Source organism: Streptomyces sp. 8N616 (assembly GCF_052246385.1).
Lineage (GTDB): Bacteria > Actinomycetota > Actinomycetes > Streptomycetales > Streptomycetaceae > Streptomyces.
The window spans coordinates 251,836-274,383 of sequence record NZ_JBQQBY010000004.1; the positions used below are offsets into that span (position 1 = coordinate 251,836).

The window sequence follows — 22,548 nt, forward strand, 5'->3', positions numbered from 1 at the left end:
CGGGGTCGCCAGACCCGGCGGGGTCACCGGGGCTGCCAGACCCGGCGGGGTCACCGGGGCTACCGGACCCGGCCGGGTGACCGGGGCTACCGGACCCGGCGGGGTCACCGGGGTCGCCGGGCCTACGGCTGTCGCCCGGCTTGCGGCCTCGGCCGGGCGGTCCTGCGAAGGCCTGGGCGATGTCGAGCCAGCGGTCGGCGTCCGGCCCATCGGCACGTACGGCCAGGTCGGCGCGGTGTCCGCGCTGGGTGACGAGCAGGCAGAAGTCGAGCGCGGGACCGGTGACGCGCTGCGAGGCGTCGGCCGGGCCGTAAGTCCACGACGAGCCGTCGGGTGCGGCCAGTTCGACCCGGAACTCCTCGGCGGGCGGGGTCAGGCCGCGTGCGAGATACGCGTAGTCCCGGGCCCGTACCCCGATCCGGGCGACGTGGCGCAGCCGCGGGGTGGGAGCCCGGTGGACGCCGAGTGCGTCGGCGATGTCCTGGCCGTGCGCCCAGGTCTCCATCAGCCGCCCGGTCGCCATGGATGCGACGCTCATGGACGTCGCGTACCAGGGCATTCGTACGTCCCACGGGTGCTCGGACAGCGCCCACTGCACCGCCAAGCGGCTGTCCCGCCAGCGCTGCAGCAGCTCGGCGGGCGGCTGTTCGGCACCGCGCAGGGCGGCCTCGTCGACGAAGGTGTCCGGCGAGGCCAGCGCCTTTTCCGCCTCGGGGGCGAAGCCCTCGGGGTCGGTGGCGGAGCTCACCGCCTGCTCGTCCGTCCAGGCGAGATGAGCGATCTGGTGGGCGATGGTCCAGCCGGGGGCGGGGGTGAGCGTGGCCCACGCCCCGGGTTCCAGCCCGGCGACAAGCCGGTCGAGCTCCTCGCCTTCGGCGTACAGATCGTCGATCACGGCTCCGGGATCGGCCACGGTGCGCTCCCCCTCATCAGCTTCTGCTGTCCTACGGGAATGGCACATTGACGTTGCGTCAGTCGGCGTCGGCAGAGCGAGGCGATGCCGACTGACGCCGTCGATGGGCAGCAGCGTGGCAGCAGCCGAAGAAACAAGCAAGCGTGCTTGCATGATTATTTGTGCGGGCGTTGGGGGGTGGGGCGGGCCCCAGGGAGGGGCGGCTTGCGGCTTCCCGCCGTGGGGCAGGGATGCGGCTCGGCCGTCCTGCGCTTTCGTCTCGCGCCTCCGGCGCAAGGCGGCGGGCTACGGGAAGGGGGTCTGGGGCCGGTTCGCGGTTTGGCGGGCCGGTGGGTGGCTTTCGCATCCCCTCATGCCGGGGGCATTGGAAGGGGTACGCCCTTTGCGCATGAGTTGCGAAATACTTGCAAGATCAATTAATTCCGAAAGGGGTAGCCTACGAGCAGACTGCTCGCCTGCAAGAGGAACCACACATGGTGCCCGAGAAACGCGAAGACGCAGCGCCCGACAGAGGTCACCTGAGCCTCCAGGGCGACTGCGGGAACTGCTTCGGGCTGTGCTGTGTCGCACTGCCCTTCTCGGCCTCCGCTGACTTCGCGGTCGGCAAAGACGCGGGGCAGCCCTGCACCCATCTGACTTCAGAGTTCCGTTGCGGCATTCACACCCGCCTCAGGCAGCAAGGCTTTCCGGGCTGCACGGTGTATGACTGTTACGGCGCGGGACAGAAGGTCTCCCAGTTCACCTTCGGCGGGCAGGACTGGCGGCAGGCCCCAGAGACCGCACAGCAGATGTTCGAGGTCTTCCCGATCATGCGGCAGCTCCATGAGCTGCTCTGGTACCTGACCGAGGCGCTGGCACTGCAACCGGCCCTCCGCGGTGAGATACGCCGCGCGCTCGACGAAACCGAACGCCTTACGCAGCTCGGTCCCGACTCCCTCAGGGAGCTGGATGTGGCAGCACACCGGCAGGACGTCAATGCCCTGCTGCTCCGCACGAGCGAGCTCATACGAGCCAAAGCCCGTCGCAAGAACAAGGAGAACAAGGACCGCCGAGGTGCCGACCTCATCGGGGCCAACCTCAAGGGCGCAGATCTCAAAGGCGCCAACCTCAGAGGGGCCTACCTCATCGCCGCCGACCTCACCGACGCGGACCTGAGATGGGCCGACCTCATCGGAGCCGACCTCAGAGATGCCAACCTCACGGGCGCCGACCTCACCGACAGCATCTTCCTCACTCAGCCCCAGCTGAATGCGGCAAAGGGCGACGGCGGCACGAAGTTGTCCCCTTCCCTGACCCGCCCAACGCATTGGTCCCACCGCCGAGGACAGCCGGATACGCCGGACCCGATCGCGTCCACGTGAACCCGACGGCCCGCCAGCGCACCGAAACGAAAGACGGCCGGGCCCGAATGCCGCCCCGCGGCGCCACGCCGACACGTACGAATCACTCGCCAAGCGGCAGATCGTCTCGATGCGCCCCGTAGAAATCGGCCTGCCGAGCCATGATCTCGCGCATCGACGTACCGCGCGGAACCCCGTAAACGGTCGGGAAAGTCAAGTTCGCGCTGTACCTCCCACAGCTCATCGTGCCGGTCCGGCGAGAAGAGCTCTGCTGGATCGCCGGCGGCGATCCAGCCGATCGGGACCACAGCGCCAGGCACGAGGCGCGAGTTGACGTGCAGAACACTGTGGATCCGCAGCTCGGAGCCAGCTCCCGCCACCGCCCCGGGAAACAGCGACGCACCCGTCGCGACGAAGACCTCGTCCTCGACCGTCGCGCCGTTGACGTGCGCGTGCGGGCCGATCAGGACGGCATCGCCCAGCGTGGCGGGGTGCACGGCCCGCCCCCGCACCAGCGCGTTCTCCATGACCACCACGTCCGCGCCCGTCCGCACCTCCCCGTCCTCGGCGGACAGCACGGCCCCGTGCAGCACCCGCGCCCGCTCCCCCAGTACGACGGCCCCGCACAACACGGCGGACGGCGCGACGTACGCGGACTCGGGAACCACCGGTCTCCTGCCGCGATGCTCCAGCAACATGCGTAGGAGCCTAAACGTACGGTCGTTCCTTGGACCGCAGGCGGTGGGACACCGACGACCGTTTCACGGGCCTCGCATCGGGCGAGGCGATGGTCCCTCCCGTCCGGGGGCTCCTGACGTATCCGGGCCGCGACAGCTGGTCACCGAGGACCCCGACGCACACCTCCTCCCCCCTGCGGCGCGCGTGCGAGGGGGCGGACTCGCCGTGGCGGCTCATCGGGGCCCAACTTGCGGATGACGGCGTCTTCGTCTCACACGGACACCTGATCCGCCTGCGCATCCATCGTTGACCCGGAGCAGGGCTCGCCGTGCTCGCCCGCGGTGGGCAGTCGGCCGAAGGACAGTCGCGCCCATACCGTCTTGCCCTGCGGCTCCCGCAGCCGGTGCCCCACCTCGGAGGCCACAGCCGCGACGAGCCGCAGCCCCCTCCCCCGCTCGTCGTCCGCGCCAGGATCCGCACGGCGCGGCGGAGAGGCGCTTCGGTCGGACACCTCGATCAGGCATTCCCGGCCAGTCGCAGCGACCAGCACGTCGAAGGGCTCACGTGGCACGCGAGCATGCTGTACGGCATTGGCGGCGAGTTCACTGCACACGAGCACCGCCGCGGCCACATCGTCCTCGGCATAACCCCATCTGCCCAATGCGCGTTGCACCTGCCTCCTCACGAGCCGGACGCATTTCTCGTGCGGCGTGAACGACATCTGCCAGGTGAAGTCCGCCCGCTGCGCGGGGACGGTCGTGGGCGGTGGCTGCATTGCTTCCCTCCAGGAGGAGCGGGGTGCTCCCTCGGATCGTCCGAACGGTCACCCCACCCTGCTGCTGCCGCGACACTCCGGATATGTCGATGTGCGCGTGGAATGTATGCAGGGCCTGCATATCGGGGAGGAACAGCACGTTCACAGCCGGGAGGAGCGAGTCGTGGCGGGACATGCTCAGGACAGCTACGAGCAAGCAGCTGACGAACAGGTGGAATTCACCTCACTCGACGGACTGCGACTGCGCGGAACGCTCGTGCCCGCCGGGGGCGCCGGGGGCGCCGGGGGCGCCGCAGGGGCAGTCGTGCTCGTCCACGGAGGAGGCGTGACCCGCGAGGAGGGGGGATTCTTCAAACGACTCGCGCACGGCCTGGCGCAATGCGCGTCGACGACCGTCCTCCGTTTCGACCTGCGCGGTCACGGCGAGAGCGAGGGACGGCAGGAGGACCTGACTCTGGCGGCGGTGGCCAATGACGTTCGCGCGGCCGCGGATTTCATCTCCAAGCGGGCGGGAGCGCCAGGGGGCGTGCACATGGTCGGCGCCAGCTTCTCGGGCGGCATCACCGCCATGGCCGCAGCTGCCATCCCCGAGACCGTACGGAGTCTGGTGATGCTGAACCCGCTCCTCGACTACAAGCAGCGGTTCATCGACGAAAAGCCCTACTGGACTGGCGACCTGCTGCGGCCACAGGAGGCGCAGACCCTCCGGGAGGCCGGCTATCTGGCGCACTCGCCGACCTTCAAGCTCGGACGGCCGTTGCTCAACGAGGTCTTCCACGTCGTACCCGATGCCTATCTGGCCGGGGTTCGGCAGCCGACGCTGATCGTGCACGGCACCAAGGACACGTTCATCCCGGTCGACAGCTCCCGCCACTACATCGAACGGCTGGGAAGCTCCGCCCGCAGGCTCTTGGAGATCGACGGAGCGCAGCACGGCATCGCCATGCACGACGACCCTCGTTACGAGCACCCGCAGACCCGGAAGTGGCAAGCAGAGACGATCCGAGCCGTGTCCGACTGGATCAAGATGGCACAGGCGGCCGAGCCGTGTCCCGAAGCGCTGCATTGAACTCCCGCACCTGGGGGTGGCGGTCCCAGGGGAGGAGCCGGTCCGACAAGCGCGTCAGCTCCCGTAGCGTGCGCGACGATGAAGTGGCCTGGGCAGCCCTGAGCACCTCGAGCCCGACAGACGCCGCCTCTGCGGGCTCGCCGACCATCGCCAACGTAACGGCCATCAGTGCGGAGAAGTAGGCCCGGTCCCGGTAGGACAGGGCCTCCGAGGCCAGGCACCTCTCGTAGACCGGCACCGCACGGGCAGGCCGACCGGCTTCGGTGAGACACATCGCGGCCTGAAGTTCGAGCGTGCGTGAGCTGTAGCCAGTGCCCGGCAGGTACGCACTGCCACCCGTCGCCCCACTCCCCGCTGAGCCGAGGAGCGTACGTGCCTCGTCCAGCTTGCGCTCCACCGCCGCGACCGTCTCGCCGAGCATCGCCCGGCTGCGAGCCTCCTGCTGCACGGCCTCGGCCCTCAGACCCGTCGGCAGCCCCCAGCTTCGGTCCTGCACGGCAACCGCGAGATCGCCCATGGCCCGTGCATCCCGGGTGTCCCAACAGCCTTGGCTCTTGCGCAGCATGGCGTACGCCTGCAGTGGGCGGTCACCGGCCTCCCGCGCCCACTCGATGGCCCGGTCCCGCCAGTGTTCCGCCACGTCCAAGGAGCCGATGTCCCGGTACAGCCACCCACCGAATTCGGCCACCAGCGACCCGACCGACAGCAGGCTGATCCGGACGGCCGGCTTCGCCTGTCGGTTCATGGTCTCGACCACGGCGAGCAAGCCCAGCGTGGCAGGAAGCGCCACCCTCGGCCCGCACCGCCCGTCCTCGGCAGCGCAATCGTCCAGCTGCTGCCGGATGTGCCGGACGACGCCCTCGTCCGCGTACCGGCGAGCGTCCTGCATCGCCGCGAGGAGGTGCCGGAGGTCGTCGGGGCGCAGGGAAGGCAGAGCGGGAAGGACGGCGAGGGCTCCACTCGTCCTCGCGAGGAACGCGCGGCGCCCTTCGGATCCCGGGCTGCCCGGGAGCTTGAACCACAGCAGGTCCGCCGGGATGCGGAGCACCCGTGCCCAGTGAATGAGCCTGTCCAACTCCTGGGGAGCGGGGCCGTTCTCGATGCGGCTCAGCTGAGTCTGGGTGAGCCCGAGCCAGCCCCCCAGAACTCCTTGGGACAGAGTCCGACCGTGCGCGGGATGGGTTCGATACGCCCGGAACACCTCGCCCATGTGCCAACTGTCCAGCGCGGCCGCCATCGGTCCGCTCGCCCAGAAGGCATCGTCGAGCAGCGGTGGCGCGGCCAGAAGTCCCCGCATCTCCTTGCGACATGGGCCGCACACGCCGGTGGTGTTGTCGACCGCGAGCTGCCCACCGCATCGCTCGCACACCCGGCCCGCTCGGATACGTGCCACGACGCCCCCTCCTGCATGAATGCGAAGCGTGCTGTCCGCATAACGGTACGCATCCGGAGGTGGGCCCGCGGGCGCTTCGAGCAAGGTGATCCGCCGTCGGAGCCGGTCGGTCGTGCATCCCGGCGGAACGCCGGGGCGGCACAGCGCATCGTCATCCTCGGAATGCGCTGTGCCGACAAGCCGGTTCAACCCACGCGGTGGTACGGCCGGTTCAGCCGGTACGGCTGGTCAGCGGCCGGTTCAGCCGGTACGGCTGGTCAGCGGCCGGTTCAGCGGCCGCGGCCGAGCTTCTCCTTCAGGCTCTTGCCCTCGGCCGACTCGGACAGCGTGTCCCAGAGCTTGGCCGAGCTGACCGAGGTGTAGACCCCCGGGGCACCCTGGGCCGCGCAGCCGTCCCCGTACGAGACGATGCCGATCTGGATCGGCTGCTGGCGGCCGGGGACGTTACGGAACAGCGGGCCGCCGCTGTCGCCCTGGCAGGAGTCCTTGCCCTCGACGCCGGCACAGATGTTGACCTTCGCGTCGTAGCTGTCGTAGCTCACCTTGCACTCGTCGTGCGTGAGCAGCGGCACCTTCACCTCGCGCAGCCGGTCCGGGAAGTGCGGCATCTCGGTGTCGGTGTTGCCCCAGCCGGTGACGATCGCCTTGGCACCGGGCCGGATCAGCGCGTCCGTGCCGGGGGTCGGGAGCTTGATGGGGGCGATGCCTCTGACCGGCTTGGCGAGTTCGACGAAGGCCATGTCGTAGGCCGCGTTGCCCTTGGTGTAGCGGGGGTGTACGACGATGCCGCCCGGGTCGCCCTCGCCCTCGGACGGACGGGCGTTGCGGATCTGGCCCTGCTGGGAGTTGGACAGGACGGTGCGGCCGACCGCGACCTGGAGGTCCTTCGCCTCCATGCCCTCGACGCAGTGCGCGGCGGTCATGACGACGTTCTGGCTGATCAGACTGCCGCCGCAGAACTGGCGCTTCTGTGCGCTCCCGGGGCCCTTGCTGAGCAGGGCCGTCATGAAGGGGTACGCGTCGTTGGACACGTCGGTGCCGCCGATGATGCGGGCGCTGGGCTTCGAGCGGTCGCCGGACGGCGCCGCCGACCCGGCCTTGTCCGCGGCCTGTGCCAGCGGGGCGGCGGCCGCTACAAGGGCCACGGCGGCGGTGGACGCCAGCCCGGCGGCGGCTATTCGCTTGGCGCGGCGGCGGGAAAGAGAAAGACGCATGGGGGGTTGTCTCCACTTCTGCGGGACTGAGCTCCGGCAGGCGTGAAAGGGCTCGGGGCACGCGTGTCCGACAAGCCCCAACCGGCCTGAGGAGTAGCGACGTTGAGAAACGTTAGGACCCCATCCGCGGCCCCGTCAAAGAATTCTGCAGAAGTCCTGCAGAAATGGAGTTGAGCAGGACTGAAGAATTGACGGGGCATTCCTCTCGCCAATTCGTCAGACGCGAAAACGGGCCGCGGGGTTCACTCGTTCCCGGAATTTGTGCCGTCATCCGCCGACGCGTCCGCCGGTGCGTCCGCCCGTACGCCCGTTGGTGCGTCCGCCCGTACGTCCGTCGGTGCGTCCTCCGGTACATCCGGCGGCACGTCCGCGGGCACCCGCGCCAGCCCTTCCGCAAGCACCTCCGCGAGGTGGCGGCCCGGCCTCGCGCCGAGCTGGGCGAGCTGCGTACGGCAGGAGAAGCCGTCGGCCAGGATCTCCGCCTCCGGCGGGGCGGACCGTACGGCAGGGATGAGCTGCTCCTCCGCACAGGCCCGCGACACCTCGTAGTGGCCGCGCTCGAAGCCGAAGTTCCCCGCGAGGCCGCAGCAGCCGCCGCTCAAGTCGCCGGTCAGCCCGGAGCGTTCGCGGAGCTTGCGCTCGGCCGCGTCGCCGAGGACCGCGTGCTGGTGGCAGTGGGTCTGGCCGGCGACCGGGCGGCCGAGGCGGGGCGGTGCCCAGTCCGGGGTGAGCTGGTCGAGCGCCTGCGCGAAGGTCAGGACGGATCCGGCGAGCCGCGCCGCTCTCGGGTCGTCCCGGCCCACCAGCTCAGGGAGGTCGGTCCGCAGCGCGGCCGTGCAGCTCGGTTCGAGCCCGACGACGGGGAGCCCCGCGTCGAGCGCGGGGGCCATGGCGTCCAGCGTGCGCCGCATGACCTTGCGGGCCCGCCCGAGCTGCCCCGTCGAGACCCACGTCAGCCCGCAGCACACGCCCTTGGGGGGCAGGACCACGCGCAGCCCGGCGGCTTCGAGTACGGCGACAGCGGCCTGGCCGACGGAGGGGGAGAGGTAGTTGGTGAAGGTGTCGGGCCACAGCACGACGGTGCGCTCCCGCGCGGAAATCGCGGTGTGGCCCGGCGTACGGCCGCTGCGCGGCTCAGCCGGGGCCGCCCCGGCAGGCGGCGTCGCCGAGGATGCGCTCTCCGGCCCGGCTTCGCGGCCGGGACTCGGCCGCGGGGCCGCCGCCGGCCTATGGCCGGACCCGGCCGGCCCCGTCCCGCCGTCGGAGCCGGCGGCCCCGCGCTCACGGCCCGCAGCCCGTTCGGCGGCGGCCGAAGCCGCCCTCCGTGCGTGCCACCACCGCACCAGCGGCTCCGGGGCCGGCTCCGGAATCGTGCGCTCCGGGGCGATGCCGCCCAGCCGCTTCACCACCGCCGCCAGCGGCGCGACGCGGGCCGCCGCGCCCGCCGCGCGGCCCAGGCGGAGGGCCGCCACCGCGCGGAGCCACACCGGCAGCCACCCCATCGCGTAGTGCGCCGCGGGCCGCACCCGCCCCTCGTAGTGGTGGTGCAGGAACTCCGCCTTGTACGTGGCCATGTCCACCCCCACCGGGCAGTCCGTACGGCACCCCTTGCACGACAGGCACAGGTCCAGCGCCTCCCGGACCTCCTCCGAGCGCCAGCCGTCCGTCACCACCTCGCCCGCGAGCATCTCGTGCAGCAGCCGCGCGCGCCCGCGCGTGGAGTGCTGCTCCTCCCCCGTGACCCGGTACGACGGGCACATCACGCCCGCCCCCGCGACCGACGGCGCCCGGCACTTGGCGACGCCCACGCACCGCCGCACCGCCGCCGAGAAGTCCCCGCCGTCGTGCGGGTACCCGAACGCGACGTCCACCGGTTCCCGCGGCAGCACCTCGAAGCGGAGGTTCTCGTCCAGCCGCGCGGGCCGTACGAGCATGCCGGGGTTCAGGCCCCCCGCCGGGTCCCAGAGGTCCTTGAACTCCTCGAAGGCCCGCACCAGTTCCGGCCCATACATCCGCGGCAGCAGCTCCGCCCGCGCCTGCCCGTCCCCGTGCTCGCCCGACAGCGAGCCGCCGTGCGCGACGACCAGGTCCGCCAGGTCGGACGAGAAGTCGCGGAAGCGCCGTACGCCCTCCCCGCTCAGCAGGTCGAAGTCGATACGGACGTGGATGCAGCCGTCGCCGAAGTGCCCGTACGGGGTGCCGCGCAGCCCGTGCTGGGACATCAGCGCGCGGAAGTCGCGGAGGTAGTCCCCCAGCCGGGGCGGCGGCACCGCGCAGTCCTCCCAGCCCGGCCACGCCTCGCTGCCGTCCGGCATGCGGGTCGCCGTGCCCGAGGCGTCCTCGCGGATGCGCCACAGGGCGCGCTGCTCGCTCGGGTCGGTGACGAGCGCGTGGTCGGTGGTGGCGTCCGCCGCCGCGCGGCACAGCTCCTCGGCGCGCGCCCGAGCCTCCGCCGCCGTATCGCCGCCGACCTCGGCGAACAGCCAGGCCCCGCCCTTCGGCAGCCCGGCCGCCGCGGCGCCCGGCACGAGGTCGGAGGCCATGCCCTCGACCGTCAGCGGGGCGTACGGGAGGAGGGTGTGCGCGGCGTCCGCGGCCGCGCCCTCGTCCTGGTACGCCAGCACGGCCAGCACCCGGGCACGGGGCGCGGGCACGAGCCGTACGGCCGCCTCGGTCAGCACACCGAGCGTGCCCTCGCTGCCGGTGAAGGCCCGCGCCCAGTCCGCGCCCTTCTCGGGGAGGAGCGCGTCGAGGGCGTAGCCGGAGATACGGCGGGGGAGGTCGGGATAGCCGGTGCGGAGGAGGGCGAGGCGGCGGGAGACGAGCGCCCCGGCGCCCTCGCGCAGGGCGGCGGGGAGCCCTTCCGTACGGCGCCCGAGCCGGGCCCGCTCCCCGCCGTATGTCAGCACGTCCAGCTCGTGCACGCTGTCGGCCGTGGTCCCCCAGGCGACCGAGTGCGAGCCGCAGGAGTTGTTGCCGATCATGCCGCCGAGGGTGCAGCGGCTGTGGGTGGACGGGTCGGGACCGAAGGTCAGGCCGTACGCCCCGGCCGTGCGGCGCAGATCGTCGAGGATCACGCCGGGCTGGACGACGGCGGTACGGGCCTCCGGGTCGATCTCCACGATCCGGTTCATGTGCCGGGTGAAGTCGAGTACGACGCCGGTGCCGGTCGCTTGCCCGGCGATCGAGGTCCCGCCTCCGCGCGGCACGACGGGGACGCCGGACTCGCGGCAGACGGCGAGGACGGCGGCGACGTCGGCGGCGTCGAGCGGGGTGACGACGGCGTCGGGCACGCGGCGGTAGTTCGAGGCGTCCATGGTCATCAGCGCGCGGCTCGCCGCGTCGCGGGCGACCTCGCCGCGTACGGTCGCCCGCAGCGCGGCCTCCAGCTCCCGTAGCTCACTCATGGTCACTAGCGTGCCCCCTACACCCGGGTGTGGGCACGCGTTCCACCGGGTGTGGGCATTCGTTCCCACCCCGTTGTGGACATTCGTTCCGCGGGGCTGGGGGCACCTCCCAGCGGTAGCTGGGGGAGGGTGGGCACAACGGGGCCACCGGCGTGCAGCCGCGTACGAGACGGCAACCCGCGGCGGCCGGTTGCGCGCCGTTGCCGGGTGCGGGCCGGGTGTGCCCACCCTCCCCCATAGCCTGAACGGCATGGGGGAACCCCCATCGCCCCGCGGAACGAATGCCCACACCCGGGGCGGCAGGGCCGGATGCCGACATCCGTGTCTCATCCGGTGGACATCCGTCTGGGCATCCTGCGCCGACGGATTAGGCTTCGGGACGTGGCCGAGATCCAGATTCCCGCTGATATCAAGCCCGCCGACGGACGCTTCGGCTCGGGCCCGTCCAAGGTGCGTACCGAGGCGCTCAGCGCCCTGGCTGCCACCGGTACCTCCGTGCTCGGCACGTCCCACCGCCAGGCCCCGGTCAAGAACCTGGTCGGCCGGGTGCGGGACGGCGTGCGCGCGCTGTTCTCGCTGCCCGACGGCTACGAGGTGGTCCTCGGCAACGGCGGCTCCACCGCCTTCTGGGACATCGCCACCCACGGCCTGATCGAGCGCAAGTCGCAGCACCTCTCCTTCGGCGAGTTCTCCTCGAAGTTCGCCAAGGCCGCCAAGCTCGCACCCTGGCTGGACGAGCCGACCGTCATCTCCTCCGACCCCGGCACACACCCGGCGCCGCGCGCCGAGGCGGGCGTCGACGCGTACGCCCTCACCCACAACGAGACCTCCACCGGCGTCGCCACCCCCATCAAGCGTGTCCCGGGCGCCGACGAGGGCTCGCTCGTGCTGGTGGACGCGACCTCCGGCGCCGGCGGCCTGCCCGTCGACATCCGCGAGACCGACGTCTACTACTTCGCCCCGCAGAAGTCCTTCGCCGCTGACGGTGGCCTGTGGCTGGCGGTCTTCTCGCCCGCAGCCCTGGAGCGCGCCGCCCGCGTCCACGCCACGGGCCGGCACGTCCCGGAGTTCTTCTCGCTGCCGACCGCGATCGACAACTCCCGCAAGAACCAGACGTACAACACCCCCGCCCTCGCGACCCTCTTCCTGCTCGCCGACCAGCTGGACTGGCTGAACGGGCACGGCGGCCTGAGCTGGGCCGTCGAGCGGACCGCGGACTCCTCCGCGCGGCTCTACGGGTGGGCGGAGAAGGTCTCGTACGCCACGCCGTTCGTCACCGACCCGGCCCAGCGCTCGCAGGTCGTCGGGACGATCGACTTCAGCGACGACATCGACGCCGCCGCGATCGCCAAGACGCTGCGCGCGAACGGGATCGTGGACACCGAGCCGTACCGCAAGCTGGGCCGCAACCAGCTGCGGATCGCGATGTTCCCGGCCGTCGAACCGGCGGACGTGGAGGCGCTGACGGCCTGCGTCGACTACGTGGTCGACAAGCTGTAGCCAAAACGCATACCGGCATACGGATACGGGCCCTCGGCGCACACCGCGCCCAGGGCCCGTACCCGTCCTCAGCGGCTCAGGTTCTGGTACTTCCGCACCGCCAGCGGCAGGAACACCAGCGTGATGACGACCGGCCAGACGACCGCCATCAGCAGCGCGTGCCCCTCGATCCAGCTGCCGCCGCCCGGCACCGGGTTGCCGAAGAGGTCCCGGATCGCGTTGGCCGTGGACGAGACGGGATTCCACATCGCGATGGCGCCCAGCCAGTCCGGCATCATCGACGGCGGCGTGAAAACGCTCGAGATCATCCCGAACGGGAAGGCGACGGCGAAGAGGTTCCCGGCCGCCTCCTGGCTGGGGACCAGCAGGCCGAGGAAGACGCCGATCCAGATCAGCGCGAACCGCAGCAGGATCAGCAGCGCGAAGGCGGAGAGGGCCTCGAGGAGGCTGCCGTCGGGGCGCCAGCCGACCGCCAGGGCGATCACGGCCAGCACCACCAGGTCCAGGCAGGCGCCGATGACGTCGGAGACGCCGCGCCCGCTCACCACCGCCGAGGGCGCCATCGGCATGGAGCGGAAGCGGTCCATGACGCCCTTCTCCTTGCCGATGGCGACCATCATCGCGGTGTTCATGAACCCGAAGGCCATCGTCATGGCGAACATGCCGGGCAGGGCGTAGTCCTTGTAGTCCGCCCCGCCGCCCACGTCCATCGCGCTGCCGAAGACGTAGACGAACAGCAGCACCGAGACGATCGGAAAGCCCAGCTGCCAGGCGATGTTGGCGGGCTGCCGTACGAGATGGGTGAGCTCGTTGCGGACGATGGTCAGGCAGTCCGCGACGGCCCAGTACAGCCGCCGCTCGGGTCCGTCCAGGCCGGCATCCAGTGCGGTGCTCATGCCGCCGCCCCCTCCCTCTCCTCCGTACGGCGTCCCGTCATCCGCAGGAACACCTCGTCCAGGGTCGGCCGCCGCACCCCGAGGTCCTCGACGGCGATCCCCTCGTCCTGCAGCGTCCGCGCGACCTCGGTCAGCGCGGCCACCCGGTCGGTCACCGGCGCCGTCACCCGCAGGTCCTCCCGGTCGGCCTCCGGCTCGGCCCCCGCGGCCGCCACCCGCGCCACGGCCTTGGCCACCGCCGGCAGATCGGCGGCCTCCCGCACCACGACCTCCACCTGGTCCCCGCCGATCTCCCGCTTGAGCTCGGCCGGGGTGTCGTCGGCGATCGTCCGCCCGCGGTCGATGACGGCGATACGGTCCGCGAGCTTGTCGGCCTCGTCCAGGTACTGCGTCGTGAGCAGTACGGTCGTGCCGCCCGCGACCAGCGAGCGCACCGCCTCCCACACCTCGTTGCGGCCGCGGGGGTCGAGACCTGTCGTCGGCTCGTCGAGGAAGAGCACCTCCGGGGCGAGGATCATGCTCGCGGCCAGGTCGAGCCGCCGCCGCATCCCACCGCTGTACTCCTTGACGCCCTTCTCCGCGGCCTCGGTGAGACCGAACTGCTCCAGCAGCTCGTCCGCCCGCCGGGCCGCCCGCTTCCTGTCCATGTGGAACAGGCGGCCGAACATGGCCAGGTTCTGCCGCCCGGTCACGATCTCGTCCACCGCCGCATACTGCCCGGTCAGCCCGATACGGCGGCGCACCTGCCGCGGCTGCCGCGTCACGTCCAGGCCCGCGACCCGAGCCCGTCCCCCGTCGAGCCGGACGAGCGTGGACAGGATCCGGACGGCCGTGGTCTTGCCCGCCCCGTTCGGTCCGAGCAGGCCGTGGACGGTGCCGCAGCGCACGGCGAGGTCGAAGCCGTCGAGCGCGCGCTTCTCCCTGTACCGCTTCTCCAGGCCCTCTGCGAGGACCGCGAACTCCCTTGCCGGCATGGGCTCCCCTCACTCCCTCCCATAAACTGAGTACAGCGTACTCTGAACTGAGTACAGCGTACTCCATTGCGAGTACGCCGTACTCAGTTTTTCCGCGGCCGCTTTAGGATGGGAGCACCATGACGACGACAGAACACAGCGGCAGCGGCGACCTCAACCGCAGTCTCGAGCTCCTCTGGGACTTCGGCGCCAAGCCCGCCCGCGGCCCGAAGCCCGGGCTCAGCCTCGACCGGATCGTCACGGCCGCGGTCGCCGTCGCCGACGCGGAAGGGCTCGACGCGGTCTCCATGCGCCGCGTCGCCGCCGAGCTGGGCGTGGGCACGATGTCGCTCTACCGCTACGTCCCGGGCAAGGCCGAGCTGCTCGACCTGATGCTCGACAAGGTCAACGACGTAGGCGACGCGACCGAGATCGCACCGGGCGCGGGCTGGCGGGCGGCGCTGGAGAAGGTCGCGCACGGCAGCTGGAGGCTCTACACCCGGCACCCCTGGCTGCTCCTCGTCGACCAGGCCCGGCCCGTCCTGGGCCCCAACGCCCTGGCCGGCCTCGAACTCGCCCTCGGCGGCATGCGGGAGGCCGCCCTCTCCGACAAGGAGAAGATGGGCGTCCTCGTCGCCCTCGACGGCTACGTCAGCGGCTGCGCCCGCAGCCACCTCAACTCCGTACGGGCGGAGCAGCGCACCGGCATCACGGACGATGAGTTCTGGAACACGCAGGCGCCGATCCTGGAGAAGGCGATGGCCACCGGGCGCTACCCGCTGATGGCGGCGCTGGCGGACGACACCTTCACCGGGAGCGGCGAGGAGATCTTCGAGTTCGGGCTGCAGAGGCTGCTGGACGGCCTGGAGGCATTCGTGGAGCGCCGCTCGGGATGACGGCGGCCCCGCCTCGTGCATCTATGGAGGCATGGCCACTCCAGGACTCGCACCCTTTGTGAAGCAGGGCTGCATCCTGCTCACCACGCACAAACGGGACGGCTCGACCGTAGGAACGCCCGTCCACATCGCCGTCGAGGGCGACCACGCGTACATCAGGACCTTCGGCAAGTCGGGCAAGGCGAAACGGATGCACAACTTCCCCGACGTGGAGATCGCCCCCTCCACGCGCCGCGGCAAGCCGACGGGCACCTCCCGCAAGGCGCACGTGCGGCTGCTCGAGCAGGGCAGCGAGGAGAATGCGCACGCGGCGGAGCTGATCGGCCGCAAGTACCCGGTGGTGCAGCGCTACCTGGTCCCGGCGGCGCACCGGCTGCAGCGCGACAAGACGCTGCACTACGAACTGCGGCTGGTCGACGAGGACTCGCCCTCATAGCGGCGCCTGCCCCCGGGGCGAGGGACCGACAGCATCTCGCCGTCACCGGCATCGTCACCGGCGCCGTAACCGGCCTCGTCACCGGCGTCGTACGAGCCTCCGCAGGCCGAGCACCAGCACCACCGCCCCGGCGACGGTCAGCCCGCCGACCACGAGGTTGCGGTCCTCGTCCTGTGACGCCGCCCCGCTCCGGTCGCCGCTCTCCCGGCCGGAGCCGCCCTGCTCACCCTTGGCCGTCCCGGCCGCCTTGGCGGCCGAGTCCGGCAGGAGCTCGCCCTGCAGCGCCACACGCGTCACCCGGCTCTGCACGCCCTCCGTCCCGTACATCAGCGCGCGGCCGTCCCGGGTGAACGACACGGACTCGCCCTGCCGCTGCATCGGCAGGCTCGGCTGCCCGATCGGTTCGATCCTGGCGCCGGCGCTGCCAGCGCCGCTCGCGCCGCGCGCCGCCCAGCGGTAGGCGCGCGCCTCGAAGTAGCTGCGCACCACCAGCCGGGTTCCGTCGGGTGAGAAGGCCCCGTCCGTGGCCCAGAGCCCGATGTCGGCGATGCGCCGGAAGGTGTTCACGCCGGACGCCGAGAGCTCGGCCGGGCCCTCGTACAGCCCGCCGCCCTCCTCCCGCTTGCTGACGATGTAGACCCGGCCGGTCTTCGGATGGACCATCAGCGACTCGGCGTCGCGCGGCCCGCCGTCGTAACGGACGGTGTGGCGCACCGGCGTGACCGTCGTGTCGCGCAACTTCTTCGGCTCCGGGAAGCGGTAGATCCACACCTCGGGCCAGCTGCCGCCCAAGTTGTCCCCGATGTCCCCGACGTAGACGTGTCCGTCGGGGCCGACCGACACCGCCTCGACGTCGCGCGGGTCGATCCCGGCGAGGGTGACGGTCGCGACCGTACGGCCGGTGGCGCTGTCCACGGCGTAGACATAGGGGCCGTCGTCGCTGTCGTTGTGCGTCCAGAACACCCCGGGGTGCGCCCGGCTCGCGGCGAGACCGCTCGACTCCGTTATGCGCGAGTCCTCGATGGTGAACGACTCCGGCGACCCGCCGTCCGCGGCGGCCGGCACGGCGGCGGGCACGGCCAGGACGGCAGAGGCCAGGACGGCGGCGCCGAGGCCGCGAGCAAGCGAACGCATGCCCCAAGATTGCCATCTGCGCGCGTCGGCAGGACGGCAAGGGCGGCGCGGGCCGTGTCCCCGGCAGCCGCGCGTCCCTGACTGCCGCGCGCGTCCCTGACAGCCGGACGCCGCGGGGGCCCTGTTGACCCATGCGGCTGAGGTGTCACCGAGGTGTCCGTGAGGTGTCCAGTGTCACGTCGCAGGCCGGGCGGCCATCCGCGATGATGACCGGATGCGGATGATGTTCGTCGGCGACTCGATGACGATCGGTGGCGCCGGTGAGCACACCTGGCGCTACCGGATGTGGCAGCACCTCAGCGCTGCGCCCGGCGGGCCGCACGAGTTCGTCGGCCCGCGCACCGCCCTCCACGACTGCGTCGCCGGCGCCCCCGTCTCCCACGACTACGCCGACCCGGCCTTCCCCGTCGCCGCCCGGCGCCATCTCGCGGGCTGGGGCGAGGGATGGCTCCACATGGCGCCGCTCATCCGCGAGGCGGTCGCCACGCACCGCGCCGACCTCCTGCTCGTCTCGCTCGGCCTGATCGACCTCGGCTTCTACACCGACGCCGACCAGACCGCGGCCAACGTCCGCCGCTTCGTCGCGGAGGCGCGCGAGGCGAACCCGGGGATCCGGATCGTGGCCCTGCCCGTCGTCCCCAACGTCCGCGCGCACACGGACCCGCCGTTCGCGGCGGAGTGCGAGCGCTTCAACGAGCGTCTGGAGAAGGCGATCGTGAACCTGGACGCGCCGCACTCCCCCCTGCTCCTGGCCTCCCGCCCGGCGGACTGGTCGATACACCACGACACGTACGACGGCACCCACCCGAGCCCCTCGGGCGAACACAAGCTCGCGGCGGCCTTCGCCAACGCACTGCACCAGGCCTGGGGCCTGGGCGCCCCGTACCGGCCCGGCAGTTGAGACCCCGCGCACCTCGCCCGTCTAGCCGCCAGTACGGCCGCCTGACCGCCGACTTCACGATGCCCGACAAGCACACGCGCCCACCCGCACGCCGCGCTGCTCGCCACCGGCGGGCAGCGCTTGCCTCGAGTGCGCTCCAAGGCGTTGGCTGTGCTTCATGGAGTACACGCAGCTCGGACGCACCGGACTGAAGGTCAGCCGACTGGTCCTCGGCACCATGAACTTCGGGCCCGTCACCGACGAGGCCGACAGCCACGCGATCATGGACGCCGCGCTCGCCGCGGGCGTCAACTTCTTCGACACCGCCAACGTCTACGGCTGGGGCGAGAACAAGGGCCGTACCGAGGAGATCCTCGGGTCGTGGTTCGCCAAGGGCGGCGAGCGCCGCGAGAAGGTCGTGCTCGCCACCAAGGTGTACGCGAACATGGGCACCGCGGACGCCCCCTGGCCCAACCAGGACAAGCTCTCCGCGCTCAACATCCGCCGCGCCGTCGAGGCCAGCCTCAAGCGGCTGGGCACCGACTACATCGACCTCTACCAGTTCCACCACGTCGACCGCGCCACCCCCTGGGACGAGATCTGGCAGGCCATCGACGTCCTGATCCAGCAGGGCAAGATCCTCTACGCCGGGTCGAGCAACTTCGCGGGCTGGCACATCGCGCGGGCCAACGAGGCCGCCCGCCGCCGCCTCACGACGTACGGCCTGGTCAGCGAGCAGTGCCTCTACAACCTCGCCGAGCGCCGCGCCGAGATGGAGGTCATCCCGGCCGCCCGGGAGTACGGCCTCGGCGTCATCCCCTGGTCGCCGCTGCACGGCGGCCTGCTCGGCGGGGCGATCCGCAAGGCGCGCGAGGGCGGGGCAGGGCGTACCGCGTCCGGCCGGTCGGCCGACGCACTGCGGAACGCCAAGCAGCGCGAGCAGATCCAGTCGTACGAGGACCTGCTCGACAAGCACGGTCTGGAGCCCGGCGACGTCGCGCTCGCCTGGCTGCTCACCCGGCCCGGCGTGACCGGCCCCATCGTCGGGCCGCGCACGGCCGCACAGCTCGAATCCGCGCTGCGCGCAGTCGAGCTGGACCTTTCGGACGAGCTGCTGGCATCGCTCGACGAGATCTTCCCGGGGCCCGGGCCCTCGCCGGAGGCCTTCGCCTGGTAGCGGCGGCGGATTCGATCCGCTCAGGGGCTGTCGTCGTCCGGGCGGCCGCGCCGGTCGTGCCTGCCGCTCAGCCGAGCACGGCCGCCAGGATGACCACGACGAGTATCACGACGAGAGCACCGCTCACGATCCGGCTTCTGGTCTTCGCGTCCACGCTTCGAGGTTAGCCGGGCGGCCGGAGGCCCCGACCGCGGGCCCGGCCCGTACGCCCGGCGCCCGGCCCGTACGCCCAGCCCGTACGCCCAGCCCACGCCGGTCAGGCGCCCAGCGGCCAGGCCTCGATCGTCTCGTAGCGCGGCTGCTCCCCACTCACCCCGCCCGTCGGCAGATTGCTGCGTACGAGACACAGCTGCTCCACCGTCCACGGGCTGCCCTCGAATTCCGCGAGCGCCTCGACGTACGGCCTGAGGTTCATCTGGCTACGGTTGCGGGCGATCGTCAGATGCGGGGCGTAGGGGCGGTGCTCCTCCATCGGTACGCCCGCTCGCCGTGCGCCCGCCGCGGCGGAATCCGCGAGCCGCGCCATGGCCTCGGCGTCGCCGTCCGCGCCGACCCAGACCACCGCGCGGGAGAACCGGCCGCCCCGGGCGAGCCGGATCTCGAAGGGGTGGTGACGGTGCGCGGCCCGCCCCAGCCGGACGGCCAGCTCCGGTACCACGTCCTCGGGCACTTCCCCGTAGAACGCGAGCGTGAAGTGCCACCCGGCGCGGCCGGTCCAGCGCAGCCGGTCGGCGCCCGGCAGCTCCCGCAGCCGGGCGACCTCCACGGCGAGCTCGTCGATGGCAGCCTCCGGCGGCACCACGGCGGCGAAGAGTCTCATGCGGCCAGTTTCGCGCAGATGGCCGTTCCAGGTGCCTCGGGCCTCATGCCTCGTGCCTCGTGCCTCGTGCCTCGTGCCTCGTGGCCGACGGCTGAGGCCCCGGGCGATCGATCGTCGCCCGGGGCCCCGGCACGTCACCACCACCGGCGCTACGCCGCTGCGGAAAGCCGCCCCTCCTCGGCCGGCCCCTCCGCCGCCGGGCCGCCCGGCTCCGCGGAGTCGGGCGCGGCCACCCGCGGTACGAACTCCACGTGCCGGTGGCCGCGCCGCAGGTCCAGCTTCAGGCGGAGGCCGCCGACGCGCGCCAGCATCAGGCCGACTCCGGCCGCCGCACCTGCCGAGATCAGGCCCCCCGCGAGGAAGCCGATGCGGGCCCCGAAGGCGTCCGTGATCCAGCCGACGATCGGCGCGCCCAGCGGCGTACCGCCCACGAAGACCATCATGAACAAGCTCATCACCCGGCCCCGCATCGCTGGATCCGTCGCCAGCTGCACCCCCGAGTTGGCGGTGACGTTGATCGTCAGGCCGAACATGCCGATCGGCACCAGCAGCGCGGCGAAGACCCAGAAGGCGGGCGCGAGGGCCGCCGCGATCTCCAGGACGCCGAAGAGCAGCGCCGCGCCGACCAGCAGCCGGAAGCGCGAGGTGCCGCGGCGGGCGGCGAGCAGGGCCCCGGCCAGCGAACCGGCGGCCATCAGGGTGTTGAGCAGGCCGTACGTACCGGCGCCCGCGTGGAAGACGTCGTCCACGAACGCGGTCAGCCAGATCGGGAAGTTGAAGCCGAAGGTGCCGATGAAGCCGACCAGGACGATCGGCCAGACCAGGTCGGGCCGACCGGCGACGTACCGCAGGCCCTCGCGCAGCTGGCCCTTGCCGTGCGGCGCGCGCTCGACCTTGTGCAGCTCGCCCGTCCGCATCATCAGCAGGGCGGCCAGCGGCGCGAGAAAGGACAGGCCGTTGAGCAGGAACGCCCAGCCGCTGCCGACGGCCGTGATCAGGACACCGGCGACGGCCGGGCCGACCAGCCGGGCGGACTGGAAGTTGGCGGAGTTGAGGCTGACGGCGTTGCGCAGCTCCTGCGGCCCGACCATCTCGGCGACGAAGGCCTGCCGCGTCGGGTTGTCGACGACGGTGACGACGCCGAGCAGGAACGCCATCAGGTAGACGTGCCAGACCTGGACGTGGCCGCTCAGGGTCAGCACGGCGAGCGCGAGGCCGGTGAGGCCCATCGCGGACTGGGTGATCAGGAGCAGCTGCCGCTTCGGGAAGCGGTCGGCGATCACGCCGCCGTACAGCCCAAGGAGCAGCATGGGGAGGAACTGCAGCGCGGTGGTGATGCCGACGGCTGCGGAGGAGCCGGTGAGGCTGAGCACCAGCCAGTCCTGGGCGATGCGCTGCATCCAGGTGCCGGTGTTGGAGACCACCTGTCCGGTGGCGAAGAGCCGGTAGTTCCGTACCTTCAGGGAGCGGAAGGTGCCTCCGCGCGGCTCCTGGGGTTGGGCGTCGGCGTGAGTGTCGTCGTATTCGGGCTTCGGTGCGGGGGCGGAGTCTGCTCCGGGTCCCGTACTCAAAGTGGGTTCGCCTCCTCGTCGTGGCGTCGTGGCGTCGTTCGGCCTTCCTTCACGTCTTCGGGCTTCGACGCCCTACGGGTCTTCCGGCCGCGGCTACAGCTGCGCCAGCTTCTCCAGCACGGGCGCGGCGGCGCGCAGCGCGGCCCATTCCTCTTCGTCGAGACCACCGGCCAGCTCGGCGAGCCAGGCGTTGCGCCTGCGCCGGCTCTCCTCGAGCATGCTCTCCGCCCGCTCGGTCTGCCTGACGACCTTCTGGCGGCGGTCCTCGGGGTGCGGCTCGAGCCGCACCAGCCCCTTGGCCTCGAGCATCGCCACGATGCGGGTCATCGACGGCGGCTGCACATGCTCCTTGCGGGCCAGCTCACCGGGGGTGGCGGAGCCGCACCGCGCGAGCGTGCCGAGCACCGACATCTCGGTCGGGCTGAGCGACTCGTCGACCCTCTGGTGCTTGAGCCGGCGCGACAGGCGCATCACGGCGGACCGCAGAGCGTTCACAGCGGCTGCGTCGGCGGCACTGGTCAGTTCCGGCATGTTCCTTAGGGTACCTCATTACCGTGCCTAAGGACTAGCCGCACAGCGCAGCGCCCCATAAACACACAGTCACCCATATGAGTGAGACCGTTCCGGAAAGTGACGCACGGCTCCCGCCTTGGCCGGGACCGTGTCCGTATGGGATCGATGGGATCGGATGTGCTCAGTCTTCGGATAGACCATGACCTTCTCGACCGGATCCGACAGCACGCGGCGAAGCGCGGCATGAGCGTCCAGGACTACGTGGTCCGCACGCTGATGCGCGACGACTTCGACGAGCGCTTCAAGGCGGCGGTCGACGAGACGGAGAAGTTCTACGGGGTTACCTGACGCCGAGCGCCTGCTCGATCGGGCTGGGCAGGAAGTGGACGAGGAAGCAGACGCCGACGGCGTTCAGCAGCCACGGCACCGTACGGAACCTGCCCGCCGCCGCAGCAGCAGGATGAAGGACAGCACGCCGATCCCGATGCCGTTGATGATGCTGTACGTGAACGGCATCGAGATCATCGTCAGGAAGGCCGGGGCCGCGGCCGTGTAGTCGCCCCAGTCGATCTCCCTGACGTTTCCGGCCATGATCAGGAGACCGGCCACGACCAGGGCGGGTGTCGCCGCCTGTGGGGGCACGACCGTCGCGAGTGGGTGAAGACCAGGGCCAGGCGGAAGGCCCCGCCGGTCACGAGGTTCGCAAAGCCCGTACGCACACCCTCACCGACACCCGCCGTGGACTTCAGGCAGCAGGTGGTCGCGGAGGCCGAGCCGAAACCGCCGCCCGCGACGGCCGCGCCGTCGCCCATCAGGACCCTTCCCATGCCGGGCGACTGGCCGTCCTCGTCGATCAGGCCCGGCCTCCTCGCCGACGCCGATGATGGTGCCCGTCGCGTCGAAGAAGCCGGACTCCTCCGGTGGGGGGTGCGCACCGTCGCCGGGTGCGGGTCCGGTGTGCCCACCCTCCCCCAGCTACCGCT

General features: G+C 71.6%; 19 protein-coding genes and 2 pseudogenes. 9 read left to right on the forward strand and 12 right to left on the reverse strand.

Annotation, left to right across the window (positions count from 1 at the left end; genetic code table 11):
• Positions 1 to 115: 115 nt before the first annotated feature.
• Positions 116 to 913 (reverse strand): annotated as a pseudogene (locus ACTWQC_RS05690) (TIGR03084 family metal-binding protein); the annotation flags it as partial.
• A gap of 473 nt (positions 914 to 1,386) precedes the next feature.
• Between ACTWQC_RS05690 and ACTWQC_RS05695 the strand changes: the two are divergent.
• Both ACTWQC_RS05695 and ACTWQC_RS05700 read left to right on the forward strand, forming a co-directional pair.
• Entirely contained in the window at positions 1,387 to 2,274 is an 888-nt protein-coding gene (locus tag ACTWQC_RS05695; protein ID WP_443314453.1) for a pentapeptide repeat-containing protein, read from the forward strand.
• Positions 2,275 to 2,588: 314 nt separating this feature from the next.
• On the forward strand, positions 2,589 to 2,957 hold the full coding sequence (locus ACTWQC_RS05700) for a hypothetical protein (protein WP_443314411.1): 369 nt from the start codon (positions 2,589 to 2,591) through the stop codon (positions 2,955 to 2,957).
• A gap of 245 nt (positions 2,958 to 3,202) precedes the next feature.
• Here ACTWQC_RS05700 and ACTWQC_RS05705 read toward each other — a convergent pair whose 3' ends face one another.
• A complete protein-coding gene (locus tag ACTWQC_RS05705; RefSeq protein WP_443314412.1) occupies positions 3,203 to 3,706 on the reverse strand; it encodes an ATP-binding protein in 504 nt (167 codons plus the stop codon).
• Positions 3,707 to 3,869: 163 nt separating this feature from the next.
• Between ACTWQC_RS05705 and ACTWQC_RS05710 the strand changes: the two genes are divergently transcribed.
• Positions 3,870 to 4,775 (forward strand): alpha/beta hydrolase family protein, encoded by a 906-nt coding sequence (locus tag ACTWQC_RS05710; RefSeq protein WP_443314413.1) that lies wholly within the window; start codon positions 3,870 to 3,872, stop codon positions 4,773 to 4,775.
• On the opposite strand, the gene ACTWQC_RS05715 is transcribed toward ACTWQC_RS05710, so the two are convergent.
• The 3 genes from ACTWQC_RS05715 to ACTWQC_RS05725 all read right to left on the reverse strand — a co-directional run bounded on the left by ACTWQC_RS05715 (position 4,729) and on the right by ACTWQC_RS05725 (position 10,789).
• Complete coding sequence (locus tag ACTWQC_RS05715; protein WP_443314414.1) at positions 4,729 to 6,168, reverse strand: helix-turn-helix domain-containing protein; 1,440 nt, start codon at positions 6,166 to 6,168, stop codon at positions 4,729 to 4,731. The two genes, ACTWQC_RS05710 and ACTWQC_RS05715, sit on opposite strands and share 47 nt — an antisense overlap.
• Before the next feature lie 269 nt (positions 6,169 to 6,437).
• Positions 6,438 to 7,382 carry a S1 family peptidase gene (locus ACTWQC_RS05720; protein WP_443314415.1) on the reverse strand — a complete coding sequence of 315 codons (945 nt, stop codon included), beginning with the start codon at positions 7,380 to 7,382 and terminating at the stop codon, positions 6,438 to 6,440.
• Positions 7,383 to 7,624: 242 nt separating this feature from the next.
• The gene (locus tag ACTWQC_RS05725; RefSeq protein WP_443314416.1) at positions 7,625 to 10,789 is read right to left on the reverse strand and encodes an FAD-binding and (Fe-S)-binding domain-containing protein; all 3,165 of its coding nucleotides are present in this window, start codon (positions 10,787 to 10,789) and stop codon (positions 7,625 to 7,627) included.
• 381 nt (positions 10,790 to 11,170) lie between these two features.
• Here ACTWQC_RS05725 and serC point away from each other — a divergent pair, with 381 nt between their 5' ends.
• Positions 11,171 to 12,289, forward strand: a complete 1,119-nt coding sequence (serC, locus tag ACTWQC_RS05730) for a phosphoserine transaminase (RefSeq protein ID WP_443314417.1) — start codon at positions 11,171 to 11,173, stop codon at positions 12,287 to 12,289.
• Between the two features lie 68 nt (positions 12,290 to 12,357).
• Here serC and ACTWQC_RS05735 read toward each other — a convergent pair whose 3' ends face one another.
• Together ACTWQC_RS05735 and ACTWQC_RS05740 are read right to left on the reverse strand one after the other, a co-directional pair.
• Positions 12,358 to 13,185, reverse strand: coding sequence for an ABC transporter permease (locus tag ACTWQC_RS05735; RefSeq protein ID WP_443314418.1), 828 nt, complete (start codon positions 13,183 to 13,185; stop codon positions 12,358 to 12,360).
• Positions 13,182 to 14,159 (reverse strand): ATP-binding cassette domain-containing protein, encoded by a 978-nt coding sequence (locus ACTWQC_RS05740; protein WP_443314419.1) that lies wholly within the window; start codon positions 14,157 to 14,159, stop codon positions 13,182 to 13,184. The genes ACTWQC_RS05735 and ACTWQC_RS05740 overlap by 4 nt, the downstream gene beginning before the upstream one ends.
• Before the next feature lie 119 nt (positions 14,160 to 14,278).
• Between ACTWQC_RS05740 and ACTWQC_RS05745 the strand changes: the two genes are divergently transcribed.
• Positions 14,279 to 15,034, forward strand: coding sequence for a TetR/AcrR family transcriptional regulator (locus ACTWQC_RS05745; RefSeq protein ID WP_443314420.1), 756 nt, complete (start codon positions 14,279 to 14,281; stop codon positions 15,032 to 15,034).
• Positions 15,035 to 15,065: 31 nt separating this feature from the next.
• Positions 15,066 to 15,470: a PPOX class F420-dependent oxidoreductase gene (locus ACTWQC_RS05750; protein WP_443314421.1), complete on the forward strand. Its 405-nt coding sequence runs from the start codon at positions 15,066 to 15,068 to the stop codon at positions 15,468 to 15,470.
• Between the two features lie 78 nt (positions 15,471 to 15,548).
• On the opposite strand, the gene ACTWQC_RS05755 is transcribed toward ACTWQC_RS05750, so the two are convergent.
• The gene (locus ACTWQC_RS05755; protein ID WP_443314422.1) at positions 15,549 to 16,604 is read right to left on the reverse strand and encodes a hypothetical protein; all 1,056 of its coding nucleotides are present in this window, start codon (positions 16,602 to 16,604) and stop codon (positions 15,549 to 15,551) included.
• Between the two features lie 214 nt (positions 16,605 to 16,818).
• Between ACTWQC_RS05755 and ACTWQC_RS05760 the strand changes: the two genes are divergently transcribed.
• Together ACTWQC_RS05760 and ACTWQC_RS05765 are read left to right on the forward strand one after the other, a co-directional pair.
• Entirely contained in the window at positions 16,819 to 17,505 is a 687-nt protein-coding gene (locus tag ACTWQC_RS05760) for a GDSL-type esterase/lipase family protein (protein WP_443314423.1), read from the forward strand.
• Between the two features lie 157 nt (positions 17,506 to 17,662).
• Entirely contained in the window at positions 17,663 to 18,661 is a 999-nt protein-coding gene (locus tag ACTWQC_RS05765; RefSeq protein WP_443314424.1) for an aldo/keto reductase, read from the forward strand.
• Between the two features lie 256 nt (positions 18,662 to 18,917).
• On the opposite strand, the gene thpR is transcribed toward ACTWQC_RS05765, so the two are convergent.
• From thpR to ACTWQC_RS05780, 3 genes are all read right to left on the reverse strand, one after another.
• Positions 18,918 to 19,481, reverse strand: coding sequence for an RNA 2',3'-cyclic phosphodiesterase (thpR, locus tag ACTWQC_RS05770; protein ID WP_443314425.1), 564 nt, complete (start codon positions 19,479 to 19,481; stop codon positions 18,918 to 18,920).
• A gap of 149 nt (positions 19,482 to 19,630) precedes the next feature.
• The gene (locus ACTWQC_RS05775; RefSeq protein WP_443314426.1) at positions 19,631 to 21,052 is read right to left on the reverse strand and encodes an MFS transporter; all 1,422 of its coding nucleotides are present in this window, start codon (positions 21,050 to 21,052) and stop codon (positions 19,631 to 19,633) included.
• A 93-nt stretch (positions 21,053 to 21,145) separates the two neighbouring features.
• Positions 21,146 to 21,583 (reverse strand): MarR family winged helix-turn-helix transcriptional regulator, encoded by a 438-nt coding sequence (locus ACTWQC_RS05780; RefSeq protein WP_443314427.1) that lies wholly within the window; start codon positions 21,581 to 21,583, stop codon positions 21,146 to 21,148.
• A 147-nt stretch (positions 21,584 to 21,730) separates the two neighbouring features.
• Between ACTWQC_RS05780 and ACTWQC_RS05785 the strand changes: the two genes are divergently transcribed.
• Positions 21,731 to 21,913 (forward strand): ribbon-helix-helix protein, CopG family, encoded by a 183-nt coding sequence (locus ACTWQC_RS05785; protein WP_443314454.1) that lies wholly within the window; start codon positions 21,731 to 21,733, stop codon positions 21,911 to 21,913.
• Here ACTWQC_RS05785 and ACTWQC_RS05790 read toward each other — a convergent pair.
• Positions 21,906 to 22,477: pseudogene (locus ACTWQC_RS05790) on the reverse strand (solute carrier family 23 protein); the annotation flags it as partial. The gene ACTWQC_RS05785 and the pseudogene ACTWQC_RS05790 sit on opposite strands and share 8 nt — an antisense overlap.
• Between the last annotated feature and the right edge of the window lie 71 nt (positions 22,478 to 22,548).